The sequence below is a fragment of the Tsukamurella sp. USMM236 genome (genome assembly GCF_037148755.1).
Lineage (GTDB): Bacteria > Actinomycetota > Actinomycetes > Mycobacteriales > Mycobacteriaceae > Tsukamurella.
The window spans coordinates 1-24,820 of sequence record NZ_JBBCSS010000007.1 but is presented as its reverse complement, the minus strand read 5'-3'; the positions used below and the strand labels follow the sequence as shown (position 1 = coordinate 24,820).

The window sequence follows — 24,820 nt, the reverse complement described above, 5'->3', positions numbered from 1 at the left end:
CCGGCGGCGCATCGCGTGCTGCCGCCGGGGCCGGAGTCGGTGGGCGCGTCTAGCTGGTGTGATGCACCTCGGCCAGCTGGTAGACGGGGGTGTCGATGCCCTCGTAGCGGGCCTTGAGCTGCAGCGCCAGGTACAGCGAGTAGTGCCGCGACTGGTGCAGGTTGCCGCCCATCATCCAGAGGCCGGGCACCTGCGTCGGCTTCCACATGTTGCGCTGCTCGCCCTCCCAGGGGCCGGGGTCCTTGGTGGTCGCGGAGCCGAGGCCCCAGCACTTGCCCAGCGTGTCGGCGGTCTCCTGGCCCATCAGGTCGGCGGCCCAGCCGTTCATCGAGCCGTAGCCCGTGGCGTACACCACCAGGTCGGCGGGCAGCACCGTGCCGTCCTCGAGCACGACGGCGTCCTCCGTCAGGTGGTCCACGCCGCCCTTGGCCAGCTTGATCGAACCGTCGATGATGAGCCCCGCGGCGCCGACGTCGATGTAGTAGCCCGAGCCGCGGCGCAGGTACTTCATGAACAGGCCCGAGTCGTCGTCCCCGAAGTCGAGCTCGTAGCCCGCGTCCTCGAGGCCCCGGTAGAAGTCGGCGTCGATCTCGCGGACCTTGTCGTAGATCGGCTTCTGGAACTCGTTCATGATCCTGTAGGGCAGCGAGGCGAAGATCATGTCGGCCTTGTCGGTGGTCACGCCGTTGGCCAGGGCGCGCTCGCTGTACAGGTCGCCGAGGCCGTGCTCCATGAGCGACTCGGACTTGATGATGTGGGTGGAGCTGCGCTGCACCATGGTCACCTCGGCGCCGGCCTCGATGAGGGCCTTGCTGATGTCGAGCGCCGAGTTGTTGGCGCCGATCACCACGACCTTCTTGCCCGCGTAGGCGTCCGGGCCCGGGTGCTTCGACGAGTGGTGCTGCTCGCCCTGGAAGACGTCCATCCCCTCGAAGGCCGGGATGTTCGGCTTGCCGGACATGCCCGTCGCGAGCACCAGCTGCTTCGGGTGCAGGGTCAGGCGCTCGCCGTCCTTGTTCACCTCGACGGTCCACTCGCCCTTCGCCTCGTCGTACGACGCGGACAGCGCCTCGGTGCGCGACCAGTACGGCACCTCCATGACGCGGGTGTACATCTCCAGCCAGTCGCCGATCTTGTCCTTCGGCGCGAACACCGGCCAGTTGGCGGGGAAGGGCAGGTAGGGCAGGTGGTCGTACCAGACGGGGTCGTGCAGGCACAGCGACTTGTACCGGCCGCGCCACTGATCGCCGGGGCGGTCGTACTTGTCGACGACGAGCGCCGGCACGCCGAGCTGCCGCAGGCGGGCGCCGAGGGCGATGCCGCCCTGGCCGCCGCCGATGACGAGGGTGTCGGGCTGGACCGAGCGGCCCAGCTCGGCCTCCTCCTGCTCGCGCCGCTCGGCCCAGGTCGGGGCCTCGACGTGAGCGCCGTGCACCGCGCCCATCGGGCGGCGGGTGCCGAAGGACTCCTCGTGGCCCTTCAGTTCGCGCAGCGTGGTGAGCAGCGTCCAGGCGCGGTCGACGCCGTCCTCGTCCTGCCGGATGCGGACGTGGCCCTTGCCGCGGCCGACGCCGGTCTCGAAGCCGATGAACGCCTCGGCCACGTCGTCGCCCGACGCGGGGTCGGTGGTCGCGAAGGCGCTGGGCGCCGTCCCGTCCAGGCGTTCGGTGAGCATCGCCGCGATCTGGTCGCGGCCCTCGCTGGTGTTCAGGTTCCAGGTGAACGACACCAGGTCGCGCCAGAAGCCGCCGGGCTCGAACAGGTCCGCCGCCGCGGCGACGTCACGGGCGGCGAGCGCCGCCTCGAACTTCGCGAGCCAGGCGTCGACCCGCTCCTGGGGGCCGGTGGCGACGTCCGGTGCCGATTCCGCGATCGCGGTCATGTGGTGCTCCTTCACGTTCGGTGTGGTGCTGTGGTGTGAATCACACTCCTGGTGTGACAGGGGTTACAAGGGTTGCGTCCCGTTGCACCGTTCTGGGCGATCGCCCCTGCCGCGACGGGCGGCGATGCAGAATCGAGGGGTGGCACACGCAGTGGAGCCGGCGGTGGCGCACGGAGAGGACCCCCGGACCTACGCGCGCCTGCTGGCCGAGGTGTACGACGCGACGATGGCCGGGGAGCGGCCGCCCGCGCGTCCGCGCGAGGTGATCGGCGACTCCTGGGAACGCGTCATCGCCGCAGGCCTGCGCCCCGATTCCGGCGCGGGCCCCGCGATCCACTCCGCCGACCTCTCCCGGCTCCGCCGTGAGTCCGGGCTCGCGGGCCTCATTGACGACTTCACCACCGGCCTCGCCCCGATCACCGACGCCGGGTCGAGCATCATGGTCGTCTCCGACGCCGACGGCCGGCTGCTCTGGCGCAGCGGCTCGACGCGCGTGCTCCGCGAGGCCGACCGGCTCGGTTTCGTCGAGGGCGCCGCGTGGTCGGAGAGCGACGTGGGCACCAACGCCATCGGCACCGCGCTGGCCTCGCGGGCCGCAGTGCAGACCTTCTCCGCGGAGCACTTCGCGCGCAACCAGCACCCCTGGACCTGCTCGGCCGCACCGATCCGCGACCGCCGCACGGGTCGCGTGCTCGGCGTCGTCGACGTCAGCGGGCCGGCCTCGACGGTGCATCCCACGACGCTGGCGCTGGTCGCGGCCGTCGCCGGCCTCGCCGAGGCGACGCTGCGCGAGTCCCATCTGGCCGGACTCGACCAACTGCGCACCGTCGCCGCCCCACTGCTCGCGGGCCTCGCCGGCCCCGGCCTGGTCGTCGACTCCCACGGCTGGGTCGCCGCCGTCGGGCAGCTCGCGCCCTGCACCCGGGTCACCCTGCCGAACGCCGTGGACTCGGCGCACCTGTGGCTGCCGGAGCTGGGGCAGTGCACCGTCGAGCCGCTGCCCGGCGGGTGGCTGCTGCGGCCCGTCGCCGACGAGCCGCGCGACGGCGCCACGCGGGTGACGCTGGACCTGCGGGCCGGGAAGGCCCCGTCGGTCACGGTCGCCGGGGCGACGGGGGAGTGGCGGCACCAGCTGACGCCGCGGCACGCCCAGATCCTCGAGCTGCTCGCCGACGGTCGCGGGCACACCGCCGCGCAGGTCGCCGCGTCGCTGTTCGGTGACCCCGCCCGCGTGGTCACCGTGCGCGCCGAGATCTCGCGGCTGCGCCGGGTGCTGTCCGGGCTGATCGCCGCCCAGCCCTACCGCTTCGCCGACGCGGTGCTGGTCGAGACGCTGCGCTGAGCCGGCCGCAAGGCCGCAACCCCGCGCAACCTTTGCCGCGTGTGTCCCGGGTCACATAGACCGGAGTCCGACCACGTCGACGAAGGGACACACGATGGCGCGCATCGCACTGGTGACGGGAGCGGGACGAGGGATCGGCGCGGTCATCGCGCGACGCCTCGCCGCGGACGGCTTCGACCTGGCCCTGGTCGACCTCACCGCCGACGGCGTCGAGGCGGTCGCGGAGGAGATCCGGGCGACGGGCCGCCGCGCCGTCGCGCTCACCGCGGACGTCTCCGACCGCGATGCGGTCTTCGGCGTCGTCGCCGCGGCCGTCGAGGAGCTGGGCGGGCTCGACGTGATGGTGAACAACGCCGGTGTGGCGCTCGTCGGGCCGGTCGCGGACGTCACCCCCGAGGAGCTGCGGCGGCTGTTCTCGGTGAACGTCGACGGCGTGCTCTGGGGCATCCAGGCAGCCGCGGCGTCGTTCATCGAGCGCGGCGTGCGCGGCAAGATCGTCAACGCCGCGTCGATCGCCGGCCACGAGGGCTTCGCCATGCTGGGCGCCTACAGCGCCACCAAGTTCGCGGTCCGCGGCTTCACGCAGGCCGCCGCGAAGGAGTACGCGACGCACGGCATCACGGTCAACGCCTACTGCCCCGGGGTGGTGGGCACCGACATGTGGGTCGAGATCGACCGCCGCTTCGCCGACCTGACCGGCGCCGCGGTGGGCGCGACGTACGACCAGTTCGTCGGCGGCATCGCGCTGGGCCGGGCGCAGACGCCGGAGGACGTCGCCGCGTTCGTCTCCCACCTGGCCTCGCCCGATTCCGACTACATGACGGGGCAGGCCGTGCTCATCGACGGCGGCCTGGTCTACCGCTGATCCGGGTGCGGAAGGGGACGGGCGTGAGCGAACCGGCGATGTCGGCGGGCGAGGACCCGCGGCGCTACGCGCGCCTGCTGTCCGAGGTCTACGACGCGACCATGAGCGGCTCGCGCCCACCGGCCCGGCCGCGCGGCGTGATCGGCGACTCCTGGGAGCGGGTGCGCGCCGCGGGGCTCGCGCCCGACGCCGACGCGGGGCCGGCGCTCGGCTGGATGGACGTCGAGCTGAGCCGTCAGGAGTCCGGGCTCGGCCCCGTCCTCGAGGAGCTCACCGCGGGCCTCGCGCCGCTCACCGCCGACGGCGACAACATCCTCGTGGTCGCCGACCGGTTCGGCCGCGTGCTGTGGCGCTCCGGATCGACGCGGGTCCTCTCGCACGCGGATCGGCTCGGCTTCGTCGAGGGCGCGGGTTGGGCCGAGGATCAGGTGGGGACCAACGCCATCGGCACGGCGATCGCCTCCCGCACGCCGGTGCAGATCTTCTCCGCCGAGCACTTCGCCCGCAGTCACCACTCCTGGACCTGCGCCGGCGCGCCGATCCGCGACGTCCACACCGGCCACATCCTGGGCGTGGTCGACGTCTCCGGTCCGGCCGCGACGGTGCACCCGACGACCCTGGCGCTGGTCTCCACCGTCGCCAAGCTCGCCGAGGCCCGGCTGCGCGAGGTGCACTTGGCCGGGCTCGAGCGGCTGCGGTCCGTGGCCGCACCGATGCTCGCAGGCCTCGGCCGTCCGGGCCTCGCGGTCGACGTCAACGGCTGGGTGGCCGCCGTCGGCGACCTGCCGCCGCGCTCGCGCATCGCGCTGCCCGCCGACCTGACCGGCCCGTCGGTCCGGCTCCCCGAGCTCGGGGTGTGCACCGTCGATCCTTTGCCCGGCGGCTGGCTGCTGCAGCCCGACCCGGGCGACGGTCCGGACGTCGTCACCCGCGTGACCCTGGACCTGCGGCCCGGCCGCGCGCCGGAGGTCGCGGTCGCGGGCGGCGGGGGATCGTGGCGCTACCAGCCCTCTCCCCGCCACGCGCAGATCCTCGCGCTCCTCGCCGACGGCGCCGGGCGTTCCGCCGCGCAGCTGGCCGAGGCGCTGTTCGGCGATCCCGGCCGGGTGGTCACCGTGCGGGCGGAGATCTCGCGCCTGCGCCGGGTGCTGTCGGGGGTGATCGCAGCGCAGCCCTACCGGTTCGCCGACGGCGTGTCGGTCGAGTTGCTGCGCTGACCCGTCCCGGCCTCTAGCGTGGACTCCGTGAGCGAGCCGCAGATCTTCCCCGAGGACTGGACCACGGCGCTCGTCCTGGTGGCGCACCCGGACGACCCCGAGTACGGGATGGCGGCGGCCGTCGCCCGCTGGACCTCCCAGGGCAGGACGGTGGCCTACGGTCTCGCGACGTCCGGTGAGGCCGGGATCGAGGGCATGTCGCCCGGCACCGCGGGGCCCGTGCGCGAGGAGGAGCAACGGCGGTCCGCCGCCGTCGTCGGTGTCGACGAGGTCAGGTTCTGGGGCTACCCGGACTCGCAGGTCACCAACACGCCCGAACTGCGGGAGTCGATCCGCAAGTCCATCGCCCGGTACGAGCCCGACATCGTGCTCACGCTGTGGGGCGGGCCCGAGTGGGCGCCCGGCGCACCGAACCAGAGCGATCACATGGAGTTCACCCGCGCGGTCGCCGAGGCGGCCGCGGCCGCGGGCGTCACCGCCTACCAGACCGCCCCGGAGCCGCAGTACATCGTCGACGTCACCGGCTACACCGAGCGGGCCGTCGAATCGCTCGCCGAGCACCGCCAGTACCTCTCGGTGCTCGACCCGGTCACGCCCGTCATCGAACAGGCCCGCGTGCAGGTCGGCTCCGCGTGCCTACCGCGGGGCGAGTTCCGGCACACCGTGGGCTTCCGCGACCTGGCTTAACCCAGCCGCTGCACCGCGCGCCGCAGGAGCGGGACCTGTGCGGTCCGCTCCGCCAGCCGCTGCTCGCGCGCGTTCCGCCCGGGCGCCGCCCGCAGCAGCTCCCGAGTCTCCCGGACGGCGACGGCGTCGTGCGCCGTGAGCGCTCCGACGAGCGCGGCGAGGGCGTCGTCGACCTCCGCCGCGGGCACGCACTGCTGGACGAGGCCGAGGGCCAGGGCCTCGTCGGCCTCGACGGTGCGCGCGGTCGCGCAGATCTCCAGGGCCCGCGCGTACCCCACGGCCTCGACCAGCGGCTTCGTCCCGGCCAGGTCGGGCACCAGGCCGAGCGCGGGCTCCTTCATGCAGAACCGCGCGGTGTCGGCGGCGAGGCGCAGGTCGCAGGCGAGTGCCAGCTGGAAGCCCGCGCCGATCGCGTGGCCCTCCACGACGGCGACCGTGAGGAAAGGGCCGTCGGCGAGGAGCGCGAAGGGCTCCTGGAAGACGCCGATCGCGTGCCGGGCGCCCTCGTCGGACAGGGCGACGACGTCCACCAGGTTGCCGGGCTCGCCGGTGCGCGCCGGGTCGAGCAGGCGCAGGTTCAGGCCGGCGGAGAAGGTCCCGCCCGCGCCGCGCACGACGACCACGCGGACGTCGTCGCCGAAGGAACGGATCGCCTCCGCCATCGCCGCCCACAGGACGGGGTCCTGCGCGTTTCGGATCTCGGGCCGGTCGAGGGTGAGAGTGGCGACGGCGCCGTCGACGGTGACGCGGACACCGGAGTCTTCGTGGGTCATGCACGAACTCTCGCACGCGAGCGGCCGGCCCCATCGGCGCTGTGAGAATCTGGGCGCGAACGGTTCTCACGGCGGAAGAAGGATCCAGTGGCGGATGACATCGGCAGCGGCGCGGCGGCGGACGACGCGGGACTGGGCTTCGGCGTCGACGAGCGGGGCGTCGCCACGATCACTCTGCAGCGGCCGAACGCCGCGAACGCGCTGCACCAGCCCCTGGCCGACGCGCTCGTCGGGATCGTGGAGTCCATCGCCGCGAGCGACGACGTGCGTGTCGTCGTGCTGCGCGCCGAGGGGCGGTTCTTCTGCGCTGGCGGCGACGTCAAGGCGATGGTCGTGGCCGACGATCGCGGCGCGATGCTCGACCGACTCGCGGGCACGATCCATCACGCGCTCGATGGCCTGAACGGTCTCGCGGTGCCGGTGGTCGCGGCGATCCAGGGCCCCGTCGCCGGCGGCGGCCTCGGCCTCGTGCTCGCGGCCGACGTCGCGATCGCGACCGAGTCCGCGCACTTCTCCACCGCATACGCGGGCGTCGGCCTGAGCCCGGACTGCGGCGTCTCGGCACTCCTGCCGAAGGCCGTCGGGATGCGGCGCGCGCTGCGGATGCTCCTGCACGGCGAGCGGATCGATGCGCCGACCGCCGCCGCGTGGGACCTGATCGATCGGGCCGTCCCCGGCGAGGAGCTGGAGGCCGAGGTCGCCGACGCCGTCGAACGACTGCTCGCGGGCCCGCACCCCGCGCTCGGCGAGGCGCGGCGGCTCGTGCGCGCGTCGTACGCCCGCACCTACGGCGAGCAGCTCGACGACGAGCGGCGGACCATCGCGCGCATGGGCGGGACCGACGCCGCCGCGGCGCGGCTCGCGCGCTTCGCCTGACCTGGTGGGGCGTGTCAGCCCAGGTGGAAGGCCTGCGTGATGTGGTTGCCGCGCCGGTGATCGCCCACCAGGCTGGGGCGGCCGCGGCCCATCTTCACCAGCATGGCGCGGTTCTCCACCCGCGGCGCGAAGCCGTCGAGGACGCGGTTGACGGTGCCCCGCACGCCGCGGTCGCGGCGAGGCAGCGACAGCGGCTGCGTCAGGGCGTCGGGGTTCGAGGTCGGAAGTTCGTTGCGCATATGAGGTCTTTCGGGTGCCGGGATCGGTTCGTTACTGCTACCCAGGGTGCCCACGGCTCCTGATGAGCGGCTGGGCGGAACCTGTGGGTGTTCGTGGCGCGGATTTCCCGGGCACCGTGTGAATAGGCTTGCATGATGGTGCATAATCATCGCATGACTGTTTCCGTGGCGATCGCGGGCGCCAGTGGCTACGCCGGGGGCGAGATCCTCCGGCTGCTGCTCGGCCACCCGCAGTACCTCTCCGGCGAGCTGACGATCGGCGCGCTCACCGCCGGCGGCAACGCCGGCAGCACGCTCTTCGAGCACCACCCCCACCTGCTGCCGCTGGCGGACCGGGTCCTGCAGGAGACCACCCCGGACACGCTGCGCGGCCACGATGTCGTCTTCCTCGGCCTGCCGCACGGCAAGTCCGCCGAGATCGCCGAAGCGCTGCCCCCGTCGACCCTCATCATCGACTGCGGCGCCGACTACCGGCTCAAGGACGCCGCCGAGTGGGAGCACTACTACGGCAGCGCCCACGCCGGCACCTGGCCCTACGGCCTGCCGGAGCTCCCGGGCAACCGCGACGTGCTCGCCGGCGCGTCCCGGATCGCCGTCCCGGGCTGCTACCCGACGGTGTCGACCCTCGCCTTCCTGCCCGCCGTCGCGGCCGGCATCGTCGCGCCCGAGGTCACCGTCGTCGCCGTGAGCGGTACGTCCGGCGCCGGGAAGTCCCTTCGGACCGACCTGCTCGCCTCCGAGGCCATCGGCTCCGCGCGGGCCTACGGCGTGACCACCCACCGGCACACCCCGGAGATCACCCAGAACCTCTCGGCGGCCGCGAATTCGCCGGTGACGGTGTCGTTCACGCCGATCCTCGTGCCCATGGCCCGGGGCATCCTCGCCACCGTCTCCGCCCCGACGACGGTGACCGCTGCGCAGGCCCGGGAGGTCTATGCGCAGGCGTACGCCGACGAGCCCTTCGTGCACCTGCTCCCCGAAGGCCTGCAGCCGCAGACCAAGTCGGTGGTCGGCAGCAACGCCGTGCAGGTGCAGGTGGCCGTCGACGAGCGCGCCGGGCGCCTCATCGCCACCGCGGCGATCGACAACCTGACCAAGGGGACCGGCGGCGCCGCCGTCCAGTCCATGAACCTCGCGCTCGGCTTCCCCGAGACCGCCGGCCTGTCCACCGTAGGAGTCGCACCGTGAGCGAAGCGAACACGTCCAACACAGCGAGCTTCAAACTCGTTCGGAACCAGGGCGTCACGGCGCCGCTGGGCTTCAAGGCCGCGGGTATCGCGGCGGGGATCAAGGCCTCCGGCAAGCCGGATCTGGCCCTGGTCTTCAACGAGGGACCGCACTACGCGGCGGCGGCCGTGTTCACCCGCAACAAGGTTAGGGCCGCGCCGGTGCTCTGGAGCGAGCAGGTGATCAAGGACGGACACCTGCGCGCGGTGATCCTCAACTCGGGCGGCGCCAACGCCTGCACCGGCCCCGGCGGCTTCCGGGACACCCACGCCACGGCCGAGAAGGTCGCGGAGACGCTGAGCCACTGGGGGACCGAGACCGGTGCCGGTGAGGTCGCCGTGTGCTCGACCGGCCTCATCGGCGACCGCCTGCCGATGGACAAGCTGCTCGCCGGCGTCACCGAGATCGTGCACGAGATGGGCGGCGGCCTCACCGGCGGCACCGACGCCGCGCACGCCATCATGACCACCGACACCGTGCCCAAGGAGACCGCCCTGCACCACTCCGGCGGCTGGAACGTGGGCGGCATGGCCAAGGGCGCCGGCATGATGGCACCCTCGCTCGCGACGATGCTCGTCGTGCTCACCACGGACGTGCACGCCACCCCGGAGCAGCTCGACGAGGCCCTGCGGTACGCCACGAGCTACACCTTCGACCGGCTCGACGTCGACGGCTCCACCTCGACCAACGACACCGTGCTCCTGCTCAGCAGCGGCGCGAGCGAGAAGACCTGCACGCAGGAGGAACTCAACGCCGCCGTGCGCGAGGTCTGCGACGACCTCGCCGCCCAGCTGCAGGGCGACGCCGAGGGCGTCACCAAGCGGATCCTCATCACCGTGACCGGCGCCGCCTCGGAGGAGGAGGCGCTCATCGGCGCCCGCGCCATCGCCCGCGACAGCCTGGTCAAGACCGCGCTGTTCGGCAGCGACCCCAACTGGGGCCGCGTCATGGCCGCGATCGGCATCGCGCCCATCGAGCTGGTGCACGACAAACTGACGGTCTCGTTCAACGGGCAGCCCATCGCCGAGAACGGCTGCGGCGTACCGGGTGCGCGCGACGTGGACCTCTCCGGGCCGGAGATCGACGTCACCGTCGACCTGGGCCTCGGGCGGGGCACCGCGACGATCCGCACCACGGACCTCTCGCACGCCTACGTCGAAGAGAACTCGGCGTACTCCTCATGAGCGCACCCGATCTCACGCCGCTCGACAAGGCGGGCGTGCTCGCCGAGGCGCTGCCCTGGCTGCTGGACTTCCACGGCAAGACCGTGGTGGTGAAGTACGGCGGCAACGCCATGATCGACGACGAGCTCAAGCGCTCCTTCGCGCAGGACATGGTCTTCCTGCGGACGTGTGGCCTGCACCCCGTCGTGGTGCACGGCGGCGGCCCGCAGATCAACGCCATGCTCAAGCGGCTCGGCATGGAGGGCGAGTTCCGCGGCGGCTTCCGGGTGACCACGCCCGAGGTGATGGACGTCGTGCGGATGGTGCTCTTCGGTCAGGTCGGGCGCGAGTTGGTCGGCCTGATCAACTCGTACGGGCCCTTCGCCGTCGGCATGTCCGGCGAGGACGCGCACCTGTTCACCGCGACGCGGCGGCAGGTCGTGGTCGACGGTGCGCCGACCGACATCGGGCTCGTCGGCGACGTGACCGCGGTGAACCCGGAGGCGGTCAACGATCTCATCGCCGCCGGCCGCATTCCCGTGATCTCGACGATCGCGCCGGACGCGGACGGGGTGGTGCACAACATCAACGCCGACACCGCGGCCGCGGCGCTGGCCGAGGCCCTCGGCGCCGAGAAGCTGGTGGTGCTCACGGATGTCGAGGGCCTGTACACGAATTGGCCCGACCGCTCGTCCCTGACCTCGGAGATCGACACCGACGCGCTGACCGCGCTATTGCCCAGCCTCGACTCCGGCATGGTCCCCAAGATGGAGGCGTGCCTGCGAGCCGTGCACGGGGGCGTCCCCACCGCGCACGTCATCGACGGGCGGGTGCCGCACTCCGTGCTTCTCGAGCTGTTCACGAGCAAGGGCATCGGAACGATGGTGACCCCGCCGAAACCTCCTTCAGAGACCTGGATTTGACACACATGAGCAACGAAGCAATGCAGTCGCGGTGGAACGCCGCGGTGATGGACACCTACGGAACCCCGCCCATCGCGCTGGTGTCCGGCCGCGGCGCGACCGTGACCGACGCCGACGGCAAGGAGTACGTCGACCTGCTCGGCGGCATCGCCGTCAACGCCCTCGGCCACGCCCACCCGAAGATCGTCGAGGCCGTGACGCAGCAGGTCTCGACGCTGGGGCACGTCTCCAACCTGTACATCAGCGAGCCCGTCGTGCGCCTCGCCGAGCGGCTCACCGAGGCCGTCGGCGTGCCCGGCACCCGGGTCTTCTTCAGCAACTCGGGCGCCGAGGCCAACGAGGCCGCCATCAAGATCGGCCGGCGCACCGGCCGCACCGCGATGGTCGCCGCCGAGGGCGCCTTCCACGGCCGCACCATGGGCTCGCTGGCGCTGACCGGCCAGCCCGCCAAGCGGGAGCCCTTCGCGCCGCTCATCGAGTCGGTCACCCACGTGCCGTACGGCGACGCGGCCTCCCTGCGCGCCGCCGCCGAGGGTGCGGCAGCGATCTTCCTCGAGCCGATCATGGGGGAGGGCGGCGTCGTCGTCGCGCCCGCGGGCTACCTCGCGGAGGCCCGCGCCGCCGCGACCGAGGCCGGCGCTCTCCTCGTCTTCGACGAGGTGCAGACCGGGATCGCCCGCACCGGAACGCTCTTCGCCTACCAGCGGGCCGGCGTGACCCCGGACGTCTTCACCCTCGCCAAGGGGCTCGGCGGCGGCCTGCCCATCGGCGCGACGGTGGCCGTCGGCGCCGCCGGAGAGCTGCTGACCCCGGGCCAGCACGGCACCACCTTCGGCGGCAACCCCGTCGCCGCGGCCGCCGCGAACGCCGTCCTCGACGTGATCGAGGCCGAGGGCCTCGCCGAGCGCGCCGACGCGCTCGGCAAGCACATCGCGGCCACCGTCGAGGGGTACGGCCACCCGCTCGTCACCGGCGTCCGCGGCTCCGGCCTGCTCCTCGGGATCACTCTCGCGCAGCCGGTCGCCAAGGCGATCGAGACCGGCGCCCGCGACGCCGGATTCCTGCTCAACGCCGCCCAGCCCGACGTGGTCCGCCTGGCCCCGCCCCTCGTCCTCACCGACGAGCAGGCCGACCGCTTCCTCACCGCGCTTCCCGCCCTGCTCGATTCAGCCCAGGAGACCCCATGACCCGCCACTTCCTCCGCGACGACGACCTCAGCCCGGCCGAGCAGCGCGAAGTCCTCGCGCTCGCCGCGGAGCTGAAGGCGGCGCCGTTCTCGCGGCGCCCGCTCGAGGGGCCGAAGGGCGTGGCGGTGCTGTTCGACAAGAACTCCACGCGCACCCGGTTCAGCTTCGACGTCGGCATCGCGCAGCTCGGCGGGCACGCCGTCGTCGTGGACACCAAGTCGACCCAGATGGGCCGCGACGAGTCGCTCGCCGACACGGCCCGTGTGCTGTCGCGGTTCGTGGACGCCATCGTCTGGCGGACGTATTCGCAGGAGGGCCTCGAGGAGCTGGCGCGCTACTCGACGGTGCCCGTCGTCAACGCCCTCTCCGACGACTTCCACCCCTGCCAGATCCTCGCGGACCTGCAGACCATCGCCGAGCGCAAGGGCGCCGAGGGCACCGGCTCCGTCGCCGGCCTCAAGCTCACCTACCTCGGCGACGGCGCGAACAACATGGCGCACAGCTACATGCTCGGCTGCGTGACCGCCGGGATCGATGTGACCATCAGCGCACCGTCGGGCTTCCAGCCGGACGAGAAGTTCGTGGAGGCGGCCCGGGCCCGGGGCAAGGAGACCGGCGCCGAGGTCAGCGTCATCTCCGATCCCGTCCTCGCGGTGGCGGGCGTCGACGTGGTGGTCACCGACACCTGGGTGTCGATGGGCCAGGAGGACGACGGCGTGGACCGCAACGCGCCGTTCCGCCCGTACCAGATCAACGCGGAGCTGCTCGCCCACGCCGACCCCGACGCGATCGTGCTGCACTGCCTGCCAGCGCACCGCGGCGACGAGATCACCGACGAGGTGATCGACGGGCCGCAGTCCGCCGTGTTCGACGAGGCCGAGAACCGCCTGCACGCCCAGAAGGCGCTGCTCACCTGGCTGCTGGAGCGCTCGTGACCGGGGGCACGCGATGACCGACCAGCCGCTCGCCACCCGCGCCGGGCGGCAGGCGGCCATCGTCGAGATCCTGGCGAACCATCAGGTGCGCAGCCAGGCCGAGCTGCAGGCGCTGCTCGTGCGCGGCGGCTACGAGGCCACGCAGGCCACCATCTCGCGCGACCTCGACGAGCTGGGGGCGGTGAAGCTGCGCGGCGCCGACGGCGGCACCGGCGTGTACGTGGTGCCGGAGGACGGCTCGCCCGTGCGCGGCGTCTCCGGCGGCACCGAGCGGCTCTCCCGCCTGCTGGGCGAGTTGCTCGTCTCCACCGACCACAGCGGCAACATCTGCGTCCTGCGCACCCCGCCGGGCGCGGCGAACTTCCTCGCCAGCGCCCTCGACCGCTCGTCGCTGCCCGAGGTGGTCGGCACCGTCGCCGGTGACGACACCGTCCTCGTCGTCGCGCGCGAGCCCCTGACCGGCAAGGACCTCGCCGAGCGCCTCGTGGCGCTCGCCTGAATCCGCACACTCACCACCAGATAGGCTTATCGACCATGTCCAAGGTCCTCTCCACCCTGCCCATCGGCGAGCGCGTCGGCATCGCCTTCTCCGGCGGCCTCGACACCTCCGTGGCCGTCGCCTGGATGCGCGACAAGGGCGCCGTGCCCTGCACCTACACCGCCAACATCGGCCAGCCCGATGAGCCCGACATCGACGCGGTGCCGGACCGCGCCAAGGAGTACGGCGCCGAGATCGCGCGCCTCGTCGACGTGCAGCCGCTGCTGGTGCAGGAGGGCATCGCCGCCCTGCAGACCGGCGCCTTCCACATCCGCTCGGGCGGCAAGACCTACTTCAACACCACCCCGATCGGCCGCGTCGTGACCGGCACCATGCTGGTGCGGGCCATGAAGGAGGACGGCGTCGACATCTGGGGCGACGGCTCCACCTACAAGGGCAACGACATCGAGCGGTTCTACCGCTACGGCCTCATGGCCAACCCGGCGCTGCGCATCTACAAGCCGTGGCTGGACTCGCAGTTCGTCACCGAGCTCGGCGGCCGCAAGGAGATGAGCGAGTGGCTCGTCGCGCACGGCTTCCCGTACCGCGACTCCACCGAGAAGGCCTACTCCACCGACGCCAACATCTGGGGCGCCACGCACGAGGCCAAGGACCTGGAGTACCTCAACACCGGCGTCGTCATCGTCGACCCGATCATGGGCGTCGCCCCGTGGGACGAGTCCGTCGAGATCACGACCGAGGACGTCACCGTCACCTTCGAGGCCGGCGTCCCGGTCGCGATCAACGGCGTCGAGTACTCCGACCCGGTCGAGCTGGTCCGCGAGGCCAACCGCATCGGCGGCCGCCACGGCCTGGGCATCTCCGACCAGATCGAGAACCGCATCATCGAGGCCAAGTCGCGCGGCATCTACGAGGCGCCCGGCATGGCGCTGCTGCACGCCACCTACGAGCGCCTGGTGAACGCGATCCACAACGAGGACACCATCGCCACGTACCACAACGAGGGTCGCCGCCTGGGCCGCCTGATGTACGAGGGCCGCTGGCTGGACCCGCAGTCGCTCATGCAGCGCGAGGCCATCATCCGCTGGGTCGCGTCCGCCGTCACCGGCTCCGTCACGCTGCGCCTGCGCCGCGGCGACGACTACTCGATCATCGACACCACCGGCCCCAACCTCTCGTACCACCCCGAGAAGCTCTCGATGGAGCGCGTCGGCGACGCCGCCTTCGGGCCCGACGAGCGCATCGGCCAGCTCACCATGCGCAACCTCGACATCGCGGACTCGCGGTCGCGGCTCGAGCAGTACGCGGTCCAGGGCATCGTCGCGGGCGAGACCGCCGCGCTGGTCGGCGAGCTCGAGCAGGGCGGCGCCGACGCCATCGTCGCGGGCGGCGAGAAGACCCCGTCCGCCCTCGACGAGGTCGGCAACCACGCCGCGTTCGACCTCGGCACCGACTAGGAGATCCGTTGAGCGAGAACGCCGAGAAGCACGGCACCAACGAGGGCAGCCTCTGGGGCGGTCGGTTCGCGTCCGGCCCGGCCGAGGCGATGGCCGCGCTGAGCAAGTCCACGCACTTCGACTGGGCGCTGGCCCCGTACGACGTGCGCGCGTCGAAGGCGCACGCCCGCGTTCTCAACCGCGCCGGCCTGCTGTCCGACGCGGACCTCGAGGCGATGCTCGCGGCGCTCACCCGCCTCGGCGACGACGTGGCCTCGGGCGCCTTCCAGCCGGCCGAGTCCGACGAGGACGTGCACGGCGCGCTGGAACGCGGGCTCATCGAGCGGGCGGGCCCCGAGGTCGGCGGCCGCCTGCGGGCGGGCCGGTCGCGGAACGACCAGGTGGCCACGCTGTTCCGGATGTGGCTGCGCGACGCGGTGCGCCTCGTCGCTGTCGGCGTGCTCGACGTGGTGGACGCCTTCGTCGCGCAGGCGCAGGCGAACCCCGACGTGATCCTGCCGGGAAAGACGCATCTGCAGGCGGCGCAGCCGATCCTGCTCTCGCACCACCTGCTGGCGTACACGCACCCGCTGCTGCGGGACGTGCAGCGGCTGCAGGACCTGGACAAGCGGATCGCGATCTCGCCGTACGGTTCCGGCGCGCTGGCGGGATCGTCGCTGGGGCTCGACCCCGACGCGATCGCGGCCGATCTCGGTTTCGACTCCGCGGCGGACAACAGCCTCGACGCCACGGCGTCGCGCGACTTCGCGGCCGAGGCCGCGTACGTCTTCGCGCAGATCGCCGTCGACCTCTCGCGCTGGTCGGAGGACGTGATCCTGTGGAGCACGGCCGAGTTCGGCTACGTGACCCTCGCCGACGCGTGGTCCACGGGCAGCTCGATCATGCCGCAGAAGAAGAACCCCGACGTCGCGGAGCTCTCCCGCGGCAAGGCCGGCCGGCTCATCGGCAACCTGTCGGGCCTGCTGGCGACGCTCAAGGCGCAGCCGCTCGCGTACAACCGCGACCTGCAGGAGGACAAGGAGCCGGTCTTCGACTCGGTCGAGCAGCTGCGGCTGCTGCTGCCGGCCGTTGCCGGGCTCACCGCCACCCTGACCTTCCACCCGGAGCGCATGGGCGCGCTGGCCCCGGCCGGCTTCACTCTCGCGACCGACGTGGCCGAGTGGATGGTGCGGCAGGGCGTGCCCTTCCGCGTCGCGCACGAGGCGGCCGGCGAGTGCGTCCGCGCCGCGGAGACCCGCGGCGTCGGCCTCGACGGCCTCACCGATGAGGAGTTCGCCGCGATCCACCCGGCGCTCACCCCGCAGGTCCGCGAGGTGCTGACGGTGCGTGGCTCCGTCTCCTCCCGCGACGCCCGCGGCGGCACGGCCCCGTCGGCCGTGGCGAGGCAACTCGAGGCAGTGACCGCACCCCTGCCCGCCCTCCGCACCTGGGCCACCACCACAGCCTGACCCGATTGAACGACGTTCTGGAGAGTCTGAACTGCGGTCTTACTCTCCAGAACGTCGTTCAATTGCGGGGTAGGGGGCCCGTGATGACCTGCTGGAGCGGGGGAGCGGCGAGGACGACGAGCTCGTCGACGGTGAGCGAGGCCAGGGGCTCGAAGCCGACGACGTAGCGCGCGACGAGCAGCCCGAAGACCTGGCCCACCATGAGATTCGCGCGGAGCACCCCGTCGCCCGGGCCCGCGTCCATGCGGTCGATCAGCTCGCCCAGCGCGATCTCCAGCAGGAAGCCGCGGACGATCGCGGGGTCGCCGTCGTTGCCGAGGTTGGTGCGGATCACCGCGACGCCCACATCGCGCAGCGGCCCGTCCCACATCGTCAGGAGCGCGCGGAGCAGGGCGCGCGCGGCGTCGTCGAGAGGGGCGTCCCGGAGCGGCGCCCGCACGAACTCCGGGTCGACGGGGATCGCCAGCGCGGCGAGGTAGAGCTGCTGCTTGGTGCCGAAGTAGTGGTGCACCAGCGCCGAATCGACGCCCGCTGCCTCCGCGATCGAGCGCACCGTCGTGCCGGCCAGGCCGCCGCGGGCGAACGCGGCCCGCGCCGCGCCGAGGATTTCGGCCCGGGTATCGGGGCTGCCGCTGCGCCGGCCCGACCTGCGGCCCGGACCGCTCACGCGACCTTCCGCGGAAGGGTGGCGGCCGCGAGCGCGAGCGCCGCGATCGCGAAGCCCGCGACCACCGCGAGCGAGGTCCACATCGTCGTCGTCGCGGAACCGTGGGCCCCCACCTCCTGCAGCGCCTTCACCGCGTAGGTCATCGGCAGCACGTCGGCGATGCCCTGCAGCCAGCCCGGCATCGCGTCGTGCGGAACGAGTAGGCCGCACAGGAAGATCTGCGGCACCACGACGACCGGCATGAACTGCACCGCCTGGAACTCCGTGCGGGCGAAGGCGCTGAACAGCAGGCCCAGCGCCACACCCAGCCAGGCGTCGACGACGGCGATGAGCACCACGAGCCAGACGCTGCCGGCTGTCTCCATACCGAGCAGGTACGCCGCCACCGTGGTCGCGACCGCCGCCTGGGCCGTGGCCGCGACGGAGAACGCCACTGCGTAGCCGAGCAGCAGGTCGGCCTTGGCCAGCGGCGTGGTGAGCAGTCGCTCGAGCGTGCCCGAGACCCGTTCGCGCTGCATCGCGATCGAGGTCACGATGAACATCAGCGCGAACGGCAGCACGCCCAGCAGGACGAGCGCGATCCGGCTGAAGAGTGTGGTGCCGCCGGGGGAGTCGCGGTAGAGGAAGTACATCAGCGTCAGCAGCGCCGTCGGCACCACCACGATCATGGCGATGGTCCGCGGGTCGGCGCGGAGCTGACGCAGCACGCGGAGCGTGGTCGCGCGGGTGATGCTCGGGTTCAGGACGGTGCTCATGCCGTCGCCTCCTGTTCGCGGACGAGCGCGAGGAAGGCGTCGTCCAGGCCGGCCGCTCCGGTGCGGGTCAGCAGTTCCGATGGTGCGAGGGCGGCGACGAGGCGGCCCTCGCGCAGCAGCAGGAGGCGGGCGCAGTGCGCCGCCTCGTCCATGACGTGGCTCGAGACGAGCAGCGTGGTCCCGGCGGCCGCCATCGCGGCGAACCGGTCCCACAGTTCGGCGCGCAGTAGCGGGTCGAGGCCGACCGTGGGCTCGTCGAGGATGAGCAGCTCGGGGTGGGCCACGAGCGCGCACGCGATACTGACGCGCGAGCGCTGGCCGCCGGAGAGCGCGTCGGCGCGGCGGTCGGCGAAGGCGCCCAGTCCGACGGCGTCGATCGCCTCCGCGACGTCGGCCTTCGCGGTCGAGCGGCGCGCCGGGTACAGCGCGCCGAAGTACTCGACGTTCTGCGCCACGGTGAGGTCGCCGTACACGGCGGGGGACTGCGTGGTGTACCCGACCCGGGCCCGCAGGTCGGGGCTGCCCGCGGGGCGGCCCAACACCGTCGCGCTGCCATCGGTGATCCGCTGCGCGCCGACGATCACCCGCATCAGGGTCGTCTTGCCGGAGCCCGACGGGCCGAGCAGTCCGGTGATGGCGCCCGCGGGGATCGCGGCGTCGAGGTGATCGAGCACGGTGGTGTTCGAGCGGACGACGGTGAGCTCGGATAGGACGATCGCGCTGGTCATGGCGCCTCCAAAGAATTCACTCGACGATGAATTCATCGTCGAGTGAATTGTGCACCCGGCGGAACCGGGTCGTCAAGAGGCGGTCAGTCGCGCTGCCGCCGGTCACCGAGGCGCCGCATCGCGCTCAGCACGGGCAGCCCTATGGACGGCGCCAGATCGGAGGACCGCGCGAGGGCGCCGCGCCACCGCGGCACGACGCGGAAGATCTGGCGCGACTGCAGGAGCCGCAGCCCGGCGGCCGCGACGTCGTCCGCGTCGAGGGGTTTCGGTCCGGCGAAGAGCAGGGCGGCGCCGGCGTCCTTCTCGCGGTCGGTGACCATCGTCGTGCGGACCACGTCCGGGCACAGGGCGCGGGCGCGGATCGGGAGGCCGGCGTGGTCGAGGTCGCCCTGGAGCGAAGTCGTGTAGGAAAGGACGGCGGCCTTGGTCGCGGCGTAGAGCGCGAGCCCGGGGACGGGGGAGAGTGCGGAGATCGAGGCGACGTTGAGGATCGCGCCGCCGCGGGCGCCCATGGCGTTGACGGCCGCCGCGGAGCCGCCGATCGGGCCGCGCAGATTCACGTCGAGGATCGCCCGCACCTGATCGTCGTCGTGGTCCCAGCTGTCGCCCGCGATGAGGATGCCTGCGTTGTTCACCCACACGGCGAGTCGGCCGAGCTCCTGCGCACGCTCAGCGACGTCGCGGTGGGAGGCGAGGTCCCGCACGTCCTGGGCGAGACCGACGGCGTCCCGCCCGACCTCCGCGGCGGCACGCGCCGCGGCCGGGCCGTCGACGTCCGTGAGGATCACGCGATGGCCCCGATCCGCGAGCCGGTGGGCGAACCGGAGGCCGATACCGCGGCCGGCTCCGGTGACTACTGCGATGGATGTCATGTCGACGAACCTATGCCCTGGGGTGGGACGGGGCGTCGTCCTCGGGCGACGGGATCTCTCGGCGATCCTGCGCTCCGCGGCCATCCGCCCGCTCGCCCGGTGCTGGGTGCGCACACGCACCCGTTCCCGGGTGGGGCTGTGCGGCTACGCGCGGGCACCCAACTTCGCGCTGACGTCTTCCGGGTTCGCTTGCGCCGGAGCAGCATCGAAGGTGCATCTGCACGACGACGCGAAGGAGGTCGACATGAGCGGCAAGGCGGTGGTCTCGCTGACCACGGGACTCGAGGACACGGAGAAGGTGACGGTGGCGCTTCTCGTCGCCGTCGGCGCGGCGGAGTCGGGCCGGCCCACGCTGATGTTCCTCACCAAGGAGGCGGTGCGCCTCGCGACGGCCGGCGTCGCCACCGGCGTCGCGTGCACGGGGTGCCCGCCGATCCCCGACCTGATCGCGCGGTACACGGCGGCCGGAGGAACGTTCCTCGTGTGCCCGATCTGCGTCGACGCGAAGGGGCTGCGGGAGCAACCGCTCATCGGCGGCGCCTCCCTGGGCGGGACCGTGCCCATGTGGGAGTGGATCGGCGACGGGGCGACGGCGTTCAGTTACTGAAACGTGTTCCCGTTTCCGGTCGACCTGCGGAGAACATCGGATAACATCACGGCATGACCGCAGAGCGCACCGTCCGCGGGCTCATCGATGAGCCGCGCCACTCCGAACCCGCCGAACTCGCGGGGCTGTTCGCGCAGCTCGAGCCCGTCTCGATCGAGTTCCTGCTCGGGGACTGGCACGGCGGCGAGCTGCCGTCGGGCCACCCGATGGACGGCGCTCTCGGCAAGGCGCGCTGGTACGGCAAGACCTTCGTCTCGGCGAACGACGTGCAGCCGTTGGTCTGCCTGGACGAGCAGGGCGAGAAGTTCTCCAACGTCGCCCTCGGCAAGGGGGAGGCGACGCTGCGCCTCGTCGACTTCGACGGGACCGTGACCGCGTCGATGGTCTACGACGGGCAGCCGGTGATCGATCACTTCGCCAAGGTCGACGACGACACCGTCATGGGCGTCATGACCGGGAAGAAGCTGGTCGCCCCGTACTTCTATTTCTACCTCGAGCGCGACTCACGCCCTGCGGCGTCCGGCGGCTGCCTGGCGGACCGGTGACGGGCACCGTCGCGCGGGTCGTCGCCGCGCCGGGCGAGGCACCGTCGCCCCTCGAGATCCAGATCCCCGCGCCCACCGGCAACCAGGTCCTGGTGCGGATCCACGCGGTCGGGGTGTGCCACACCGACCTGACCCTGGCCGCACAGTGGCCGGAACAGGGCCTGCCGGTGATCCTGGGCCACGAGGGCGCGGGCGTCGTGGAGGCGCTCGGCCCCGATGCGCGCGGCCTGGCCGTGGGGGACCGGGTCTCGCTCACCTTCGACAGCTGCGGCACCTGCGAGTTCTGCGCGGCGGGCACGCCCGGCTACTGCGAGCAGGCGATCACGCGCAACTATCTGGGACTCCCGGGGATCCGCTCGGGGGAGACGGCCGTGACCGGCGGCTTCTTCGGTCAGTCGAGCTTCGCCGGCTTCGCGCTCGCGACCGATCGGAACACGGTCCCCATCGGCGATCTGCCCTTCGAGCTCGCGGCGCCGCTCGGCTGCAGCGTCCAGACCGGCGTCGGCACCGTGACCCGCGCGCTGAAGGTGGAACCGGGGCAGTCCGTGGTGGTCTTCGGGACCGGCGCGGTGGGTCTCGCCGCGATCATGGGGGCGAAGCTCGCCGGCGCCACCACGATCGTCGCGGTCGACCCGCGCGAGGACCGCCGCGCGCTCGCCCTCGACCTGGGCGCGACGCACGCCGTCGAGGCCGGGGCGCAGGCCGCGCAGCAGGTCATCGAGGCGACGGGCGGCGGCGCGCACGCCGCCGTCGACACCACGGCCCGCGCGGACGTCCTGAGCCAGGCGATCCTGGCGCTCCGACCGCGCGGCACCCTCGCGGTGGTCGGGCTCGGCGCCCCGTCGGCAGACCTGCCCGTCATGCTCATCATGGCCCGCGGCCTGCGCATGATCGGCGTGATCGAGGGCGATTCGGAGCCGTCCGAATTCCTGCCCGAGCTCGCCGTGGCCGCGGCCGAGGGGCGACTGCCCGTGGAGCGGCTGGTGACCACGTTCGCCGACTTCGACGAGGCCTGGGCCGCGGCCCGCGAGGGCACCGCGGTCAAGCCGGTGTGGCTCCCCGCTGGGTAGCATGGCGGCATGGCCATCGACGCGACGCTGCTGAAGATCCTCGCCTGCCCGCAGGACAAGGGGCCGCTGCTGTACGTGCCGGACGAGCTGTTCTACAACCCGCGCCTGCGCCGCGCCTACCCGATCGAGGACGGGCTGCCCGTGCTGCTGATCGGCGAGGCCCGCGACGTCGACGACGCCGAGCACGAGTCGATCCTGGCCCGCGCCGCCCAGTGACCCGGTTCGGGTGACCGGGTCCCTGCGGGACCGGCTCGCGGTCCATCCGCTCTCGGCGGCCCGTGTCGTCCTCGGCTCCGTCCTCGTCGTCGACGGGGTCCGGGCCCGGATCGTCGAGGTGGAGGCCTACGGCTCACCCGAGAACGGCCCCTGGCCCGACCCCGCCGCGCACACTTATCCCGGTCCGACGCCGCGCAACGACGTGATGTTCGGGCCGGCGGGCCACCTGTACGTCTACCTGTCGTACGGCATCCATCAGTGCGTGAACATCACCGCCGGCCCGGACGGTGTCGGCTCCGGGGTGCTGCTCCGCGCGGCCGCCATCGAGAGTGGTCTGGACCGAGTGCGCGAGCGCCGCGCCGTGCGCGACCCCGACACGCGGCTCGCCGCCGGCCCGGGACGTCTCGGCCAGGCGCTGGGGATCACCGTGGCCGACAAGGGGATCGACGTGCTCGATCCGTCATCGGCGGTCCGGCTCGAGATCGCCGCCCGACGGGGCCCGGTCGCCGCCGGTCCGCGGATCGGGATCAGCAAGGCGGTCGAGAAGCGCTGGCGCCTGTGGCTGGAGGGGCATCCGTCGGTGAGCCGCTGAGCCGGCCGGCACGACCAGCATCCGTCCCACCCCAGGGCGGGGACCTCGGCGATGGGGCCGTTCGTTCACAATGGACGGGTGAGCACTGACATCCTCGAGGAACTGTCCTGGCGCGGCCTGATCGCGCAGTCCACCGATCTCGACGCGCTGCGCGAGCGCCTCGCCGCGGGGCAGATCACCCTCTACGCCGGGTTCGACCCCACCGCCTCGTCGCTGCACGCGGGTCACCTCGTCCAGCTGCTCACCCTGCGTCGCTTCCAGGAGGCGGGGCACCGCCCGATCGTCCTGGGCGGCGGCGCGACGGGCCAGGTCGGCGACCCCCGGGACGTCGGCGAGCGCGTCATGAACTCCGTCGACACCGTCGCCGAGTGGGCCGCGAAGATCGACACCCAGCTCCAGCGCTTCGTCGCCTTCGACGGCGAGAACGCGGCGATCCTGGTCAACAACCTGGACTGGCACGGGCAGATGAACGTGCCCACCTTCCTGCGCGACGTGGGCAAGCACTTCTCCATCAACGTGATGCTCGCACGCGAGACGGTCAAGCGCCGGCTCGAGTCGGACGGGATCAGCTACACCGAGTTCAGCTACATGCTGCTCCAGGCGTACGACTACGTGGAACTCGCGCGCCGCTACGACGCCGCGCTGCAGATCGGCGGGTCCGATCAGTGGGGCAACATCGTGGCCGGCGTGGACCTGAACCGGAAGATCGACGGGCGGCACGTGCACGCCCTGACCACGCAGCTGGTGACGTCGTCGGACGGCAAGAAGTTCGGCAAGTCCACGGGCGGCGGCTCCCTGTGGCTCGACCCGGAGCAGACCAGCCCCTACGCCTGGTACCAGTACTTCGTGAACACGGCCGACGCCGACGTGGTCCGCTACCTGCGCTGGTTCACCTTCCTCACACAGGAGGAGATCGCCGAGCTGGAGCGCGAGACGGCCGAGGCCCCGCAGAAGCGCACCGCCCAGAAGAGGCTGGCCGCCGAGATGACCACGCTGGTCCACGGCGAGGAGCACACCCGCGCCGCGGAGCTGGCCGCGCAGGCGCTGTTCGGTCGCGGCGAGCTGGCGGATCTTCCCGAGGGCACCCTCGCGGCGGCGCTCGAGGAGGCGTCCGTCGTCGAGGTGGCGGCGGGGGAGCCGCGGACGATCGTCGACCTGCTCACCGCGTCGGGTCTGTGCGAGTCGAAGGGCGCCGCACGTCGGGCGGTGAAGGAGGGCGGTGCCTACGCCAACAACGTGAAGGTCGAGACCGAGGAGTGGGAGCCGGCCGCCGGCGACCTGCTCCATGGGCGGTGGCTGGTCCTCCGCCGCGGCAAGAAGACCTTCGCGGGCGCTCGTTTCGCCTGAAACTGCTGGTCATGACCACTGAGGCCGTCCCGCCATCGAGCGCGGGGCGGCCTTTGTGCTGCAGGTCACAAACGTGTGATTCGACGGTCCGCCGCGAGCCGCAAGTCTCTGACCAGGTCAGATGAACAACGCGTTACGCGTTGACCTGGGGATTTGTGCTTCCGTTCCACGGTGCGTAACTTATTCGAAGTCAGAGCGACACCGACAAGGACGGGGCCGAAAAGCCCAGGTCAAGCGGTAGAAACGCTGACACCTTGAAAACATGGAGCCGAGCCCGGTTTGACACCGAGATCGACTCCGACATAAGCTGGAACGGTTGCTCCGAGCAGCCAACCACAACGGAGAGACTGACTCTCGAACGTGTTACACGGTCGAGGGCGTCGAAACGTGCGGTTGAGCGGTTCGAAGCAGTTCCGAGAGTGACTCGCGAGAGCGAGTTGCACACGGAAATCCGCTCTGCTAAGCTTGAACGGTTGCTTCGAGCGGGTCGCCTTGACAGGCGGGACGCAAGAACGTAACCTGGAACGGTTGCCTGCGAAGGTTTCCACTCCACCGTTAAGACCTCGTTGTGCGGGGTTGTGGTGAAGTGAGCCGCGTTTGGCGTGTTCTTTGAGAACTCAACAGTGTGTCGATGAAATTGTCAGTGCCAAAATTTTTTGGCACGCATGGACAATCAAATTATTTGGTTGTTTGTGTTGTGG

Annotated in this window: 26 protein-coding genes; 19 read left to right on the top strand and 7 right to left on the bottom strand. The window is 72.0% G+C overall.

Annotation, left to right across the window (positions count from 1 at the left end; translation table 11 throughout):
- Window positions 1-49: 49 nt before the first annotated feature.
- The gene (locus WFK95_RS20080) at window positions 50-1,882 is read right to left on the bottom strand and encodes a flavin-containing monooxygenase (RefSeq protein ID WP_336671716.1); all 1,833 of its coding nucleotides are present in this window, start codon (window positions 1,880-1,882) and stop codon (window positions 50-52) included.
- Between the two features lie 139 nt (window positions 1,883-2,021).
- Between WFK95_RS20080 and WFK95_RS20075 the strand changes: the two genes are divergently transcribed.
- From WFK95_RS20075 to WFK95_RS20060, 4 genes are all read left to right on the top strand, one after another.
- A complete protein-coding gene (locus tag WFK95_RS20075; RefSeq protein ID WP_336671715.1) occupies window positions 2,022-3,224 on the top strand; it encodes a helix-turn-helix domain-containing protein in 1,203 nt (400 codons plus the stop codon).
- Window positions 3,225-3,318: 94 nt separating this feature from the next.
- Complete coding sequence (locus WFK95_RS20070) at window positions 3,319-4,089, top strand: acetoin reductase (RefSeq protein ID WP_336671714.1); 771 nt, start codon at window positions 3,319-3,321, stop codon at window positions 4,087-4,089.
- A gap of 38 nt (window positions 4,090-4,127) precedes the next feature.
- The gene (locus tag WFK95_RS20065; RefSeq protein ID WP_336671847.1) at window positions 4,128-5,306 is read left to right on the top strand and encodes a GAF domain-containing protein; all 1,179 of its coding nucleotides are present in this window, start codon (window positions 4,128-4,130) and stop codon (window positions 5,304-5,306) included.
- Between the two features lie 27 nt (window positions 5,307-5,333).
- Complete coding sequence (locus tag WFK95_RS20060) at window positions 5,334-5,993, top strand: PIG-L deacetylase family protein (RefSeq protein WP_224647473.1); 660 nt, start codon at window positions 5,334-5,336, stop codon at window positions 5,991-5,993.
- Here the strand turns inward: WFK95_RS20060 and WFK95_RS20055 are convergent.
- Window positions 5,990-6,766 carry an enoyl-CoA hydratase/isomerase family protein gene (locus WFK95_RS20055; RefSeq protein ID WP_224647475.1) on the bottom strand — a complete coding sequence of 259 codons (777 nt, stop codon included), beginning with the start codon at window positions 6,764-6,766 and terminating at the stop codon, window positions 5,990-5,992. The two genes, WFK95_RS20060 and WFK95_RS20055, sit on opposite strands and share 4 nt — an antisense overlap.
- A gap of 87 nt (window positions 6,767-6,853) precedes the next feature.
- Here WFK95_RS20055 and WFK95_RS20050 point away from each other — a divergent pair, with 87 nt between their 5' ends.
- Window positions 6,854-7,642 (top strand): enoyl-CoA hydratase/isomerase family protein, encoded by a 789-nt coding sequence (locus WFK95_RS20050; RefSeq protein ID WP_224647476.1) that lies wholly within the window; start codon window positions 6,854-6,856, stop codon window positions 7,640-7,642.
- 14 nt (window positions 7,643-7,656) lie between these two features.
- Here WFK95_RS20050 and WFK95_RS20045 read toward each other — a convergent pair whose 3' ends face one another.
- Window positions 7,657-7,881 carry a hypothetical protein gene (locus tag WFK95_RS20045; protein WP_224647478.1) on the bottom strand — a complete coding sequence of 75 codons (225 nt, stop codon included), beginning with the start codon at window positions 7,879-7,881 and terminating at the stop codon, window positions 7,657-7,659.
- A gap of 153 nt (window positions 7,882-8,034) precedes the next feature.
- Between WFK95_RS20045 and argC the strand changes: the two genes are divergently transcribed.
- The 8 genes from argC to argH are packed head-to-tail and all read left to right on the top strand — an operon-like array spanning window position 8,035 to window position 16,720.
- Window positions 8,035-9,069 (top strand): N-acetyl-gamma-glutamyl-phosphate reductase, encoded by a 1,035-nt coding sequence (gene argC, locus WFK95_RS20040; protein WP_224647480.1) that lies wholly within the window; start codon window positions 8,035-8,037, stop codon window positions 9,067-9,069.
- Window positions 9,066-10,292 carry a bifunctional glutamate N-acetyltransferase/amino-acid acetyltransferase ArgJ gene (argJ, locus tag WFK95_RS20035; protein WP_224647482.1) on the top strand — a complete coding sequence of 409 codons (1,227 nt, stop codon included), beginning with the start codon at window positions 9,066-9,068 and terminating at the stop codon, window positions 10,290-10,292. The genes argC and argJ overlap by 4 nt, the downstream gene beginning before the upstream one ends.
- Window positions 10,289-11,194 (top strand): acetylglutamate kinase, encoded by a 906-nt coding sequence (gene argB, locus WFK95_RS20030; protein ID WP_224647484.1) that lies wholly within the window; start codon window positions 10,289-10,291, stop codon window positions 11,192-11,194. Before argJ ends, argB begins: the two co-directional genes overlap by 4 nt.
- Before the next feature lie 5 nt (window positions 11,195-11,199).
- Complete coding sequence (locus WFK95_RS20025; RefSeq protein ID WP_224647486.1) at window positions 11,200-12,381, top strand: acetylornithine transaminase; 1,182 nt, start codon at window positions 11,200-11,202, stop codon at window positions 12,379-12,381.
- Window positions 12,378-13,316 carry an ornithine carbamoyltransferase gene (argF, locus tag WFK95_RS20020; protein WP_224647488.1) on the top strand — a complete coding sequence of 313 codons (939 nt, stop codon included), beginning with the start codon at window positions 12,378-12,380 and terminating at the stop codon, window positions 13,314-13,316. Before WFK95_RS20025 ends, argF begins: the two co-directional genes overlap by 4 nt.
- 13 nt (window positions 13,317-13,329) lie before the next feature.
- Window positions 13,330-13,815 carry an arginine repressor gene (locus WFK95_RS20015; protein WP_068569991.1) on the top strand — a complete coding sequence of 162 codons (486 nt, stop codon included), beginning with the start codon at window positions 13,330-13,332 and terminating at the stop codon, window positions 13,813-13,815.
- Between the two features lie 35 nt (window positions 13,816-13,850).
- Window positions 13,851-15,272 carry an argininosuccinate synthase gene (gene argG, locus WFK95_RS20010; protein WP_224647490.1) on the top strand — a complete coding sequence of 474 codons (1,422 nt, stop codon included), beginning with the start codon at window positions 13,851-13,853 and terminating at the stop codon, window positions 15,270-15,272.
- Between the two features lie 8 nt (window positions 15,273-15,280).
- On the top strand, window positions 15,281-16,720 hold the full coding sequence (gene argH, locus WFK95_RS20005) for an argininosuccinate lyase (RefSeq protein ID WP_224647492.1): 1,440 nt from the start codon (window positions 15,281-15,283) through the stop codon (window positions 16,718-16,720).
- A gap of 58 nt (window positions 16,721-16,778) precedes the next feature.
- Here the strand turns inward: argH and WFK95_RS20000 are convergent, their stop codons facing one another.
- The 4 genes from WFK95_RS20000 to WFK95_RS19985 form a co-directional block, all read right to left on the bottom strand.
- On the bottom strand, window positions 16,779-17,387 hold the full coding sequence (locus WFK95_RS20000; protein WP_224647494.1) for a TetR/AcrR family transcriptional regulator: 609 nt from the start codon (window positions 17,385-17,387) through the stop codon (window positions 16,779-16,781).
- Window positions 17,384-18,142, bottom strand: a complete 759-nt coding sequence (locus WFK95_RS19995) for an ABC transporter permease (RefSeq protein WP_224647496.1) — start codon at window positions 18,140-18,142, stop codon at window positions 17,384-17,386. The genes WFK95_RS20000 and WFK95_RS19995 overlap by 4 nt, the downstream gene beginning before the upstream one ends.
- On the bottom strand, window positions 18,139-18,870 hold the full coding sequence (locus WFK95_RS19990; protein WP_224647498.1) for an ABC transporter ATP-binding protein: 732 nt from the start codon (window positions 18,868-18,870) through the stop codon (window positions 18,139-18,141). Before WFK95_RS19990 ends, WFK95_RS19995 begins: the two co-directional genes overlap by 4 nt.
- Before the next feature lie 83 nt (window positions 18,871-18,953).
- Entirely contained in the window at window positions 18,954-19,742 is a 789-nt protein-coding gene (locus tag WFK95_RS19985) for an SDR family NAD(P)-dependent oxidoreductase (protein WP_224647499.1), read from the bottom strand.
- A 244-nt stretch (window positions 19,743-19,986) separates the two neighbouring features.
- Here WFK95_RS19985 and WFK95_RS19980 point away from each other — a divergent pair, with 244 nt between their 5' ends.
- The 6 genes from WFK95_RS19980 to tyrS are packed head-to-tail and all read left to right on the top strand — an operon-like array spanning window position 19,987 to window position 24,119.
- Window positions 19,987-20,349, top strand: coding sequence for a DsrE family protein (locus tag WFK95_RS19980; protein WP_336671846.1), 363 nt, complete (start codon window positions 19,987-19,989; stop codon window positions 20,347-20,349).
- 53 nt (window positions 20,350-20,402) lie between these two features.
- Complete coding sequence (locus tag WFK95_RS19975) at window positions 20,403-20,894, top strand: DUF4334 domain-containing protein (RefSeq protein WP_224647501.1); 492 nt, start codon at window positions 20,403-20,405, stop codon at window positions 20,892-20,894.
- Window positions 20,891-21,964 (top strand): NAD(P)-dependent alcohol dehydrogenase, encoded by a 1,074-nt coding sequence (locus WFK95_RS19970; RefSeq protein ID WP_224647502.1) that lies wholly within the window; start codon window positions 20,891-20,893, stop codon window positions 21,962-21,964. The genes WFK95_RS19975 and WFK95_RS19970 overlap by 4 nt, the downstream gene beginning before the upstream one ends.
- Window positions 21,965-21,973: 9 nt before the next feature.
- The gene (locus tag WFK95_RS19965) at window positions 21,974-22,180 is read left to right on the top strand and encodes a Trm112 family protein (protein ID WP_102102028.1); all 207 of its coding nucleotides are present in this window, start codon (window positions 21,974-21,976) and stop codon (window positions 22,178-22,180) included.
- Between the two features lie 10 nt (window positions 22,181-22,190).
- Window positions 22,191-22,772 carry a DNA-3-methyladenine glycosylase gene (locus WFK95_RS19960; RefSeq protein ID WP_224647504.1) on the top strand — a complete coding sequence of 194 codons (582 nt, stop codon included), beginning with the start codon at window positions 22,191-22,193 and terminating at the stop codon, window positions 22,770-22,772.
- Between the two features lie 51 nt (window positions 22,773-22,823).
- Window positions 22,824-24,119: a tyrosine--tRNA ligase gene (gene tyrS, locus WFK95_RS19955; protein ID WP_443081581.1), complete on the top strand. Its 1,296-nt coding sequence runs from the start codon at window positions 22,824-22,826 to the stop codon at window positions 24,117-24,119.
- Window positions 24,120-24,820 lie beyond the last annotated feature (701 nt).

Coding starts and splice junctions, on each gene's coding strand:
- WFK95_RS19975 (WP_224647501.1), top strand. CDS start 20,403: ATGACCGCAGAGCGCACCGTCCGCGGGCTCATCGATGAGCCGCGCCAC.
- WFK95_RS20055 (WP_224647475.1), bottom strand. CDS start 6,766: ATGACCCACGAAGACTCCGGTGTCCGCGTCACCGTCGACGGCGCCGTC.
- tyrS (WP_443081581.1), top strand. CDS start 22,824: ATGGGGCCGTTCGTTCACAATGGACGGGTGAGCACTGACATCCTCGAG.
- WFK95_RS20080 (WP_336671716.1), bottom strand. CDS start 1,882: ATGACCGCGATCGCGGAATCGGCACCGGACGTCGCCACCGGCCCCCAG.
- argG (WP_224647490.1), top strand. CDS start 13,851: ATGTCCAAGGTCCTCTCCACCCTGCCCATCGGCGAGCGCGTCGGCATC.
- WFK95_RS19980 (WP_336671846.1), top strand. CDS start 19,987: ATGAGCGGCAAGGCGGTGGTCTCGCTGACCACGGGACTCGAGGACACG.
- WFK95_RS20025 (WP_224647486.1), top strand. CDS start 11,200: ATGAGCAACGAAGCAATGCAGTCGCGGTGGAACGCCGCGGTGATGGAC.
- WFK95_RS20065 (WP_336671847.1), top strand. CDS start 4,128: ATGTCGGCGGGCGAGGACCCGCGGCGCTACGCGCGCCTGCTGTCCGAG.
- WFK95_RS19995 (WP_224647496.1), bottom strand. CDS start 18,142: ATGAGCACCGTCCTGAACCCGAGCATCACCCGCGCGACCACGCTCCGC.
- argB (WP_224647484.1), top strand. CDS start 10,289: ATGAGCGCACCCGATCTCACGCCGCTCGACAAGGCGGGCGTGCTCGCC.
- argC (WP_224647480.1), top strand. CDS start 8,035: ATGACTGTTTCCGTGGCGATCGCGGGCGCCAGTGGCTACGCCGGGGGC.
- WFK95_RS19965 (WP_102102028.1), top strand. CDS start 21,974: ATGGCCATCGACGCGACGCTGCTGAAGATCCTCGCCTGCCCGCAGGAC.
- WFK95_RS20045 (WP_224647478.1), bottom strand. CDS start 7,881: ATGCGCAACGAACTTCCGACCTCGAACCCCGACGCCCTGACGCAGCCG.
- WFK95_RS20015 (WP_068569991.1), top strand. CDS start 13,330: ATGACCGACCAGCCGCTCGCCACCCGCGCCGGGCGGCAGGCGGCCATC.
- WFK95_RS19990 (WP_224647498.1), bottom strand. CDS start 18,870: ATGACCAGCGCGATCGTCCTATCCGAGCTCACCGTCGTCCGCTCGAAC.
- argF (WP_224647488.1), top strand. CDS start 12,378: ATGACCCGCCACTTCCTCCGCGACGACGACCTCAGCCCGGCCGAGCAG.
- WFK95_RS20070 (WP_336671714.1), top strand. CDS start 3,319: ATGGCGCGCATCGCACTGGTGACGGGAGCGGGACGAGGGATCGGCGCG.
- WFK95_RS19985 (WP_224647499.1), bottom strand. CDS start 19,742: ATGACATCCATCGCAGTAGTCACCGGAGCCGGCCGCGGTATCGGCCTC.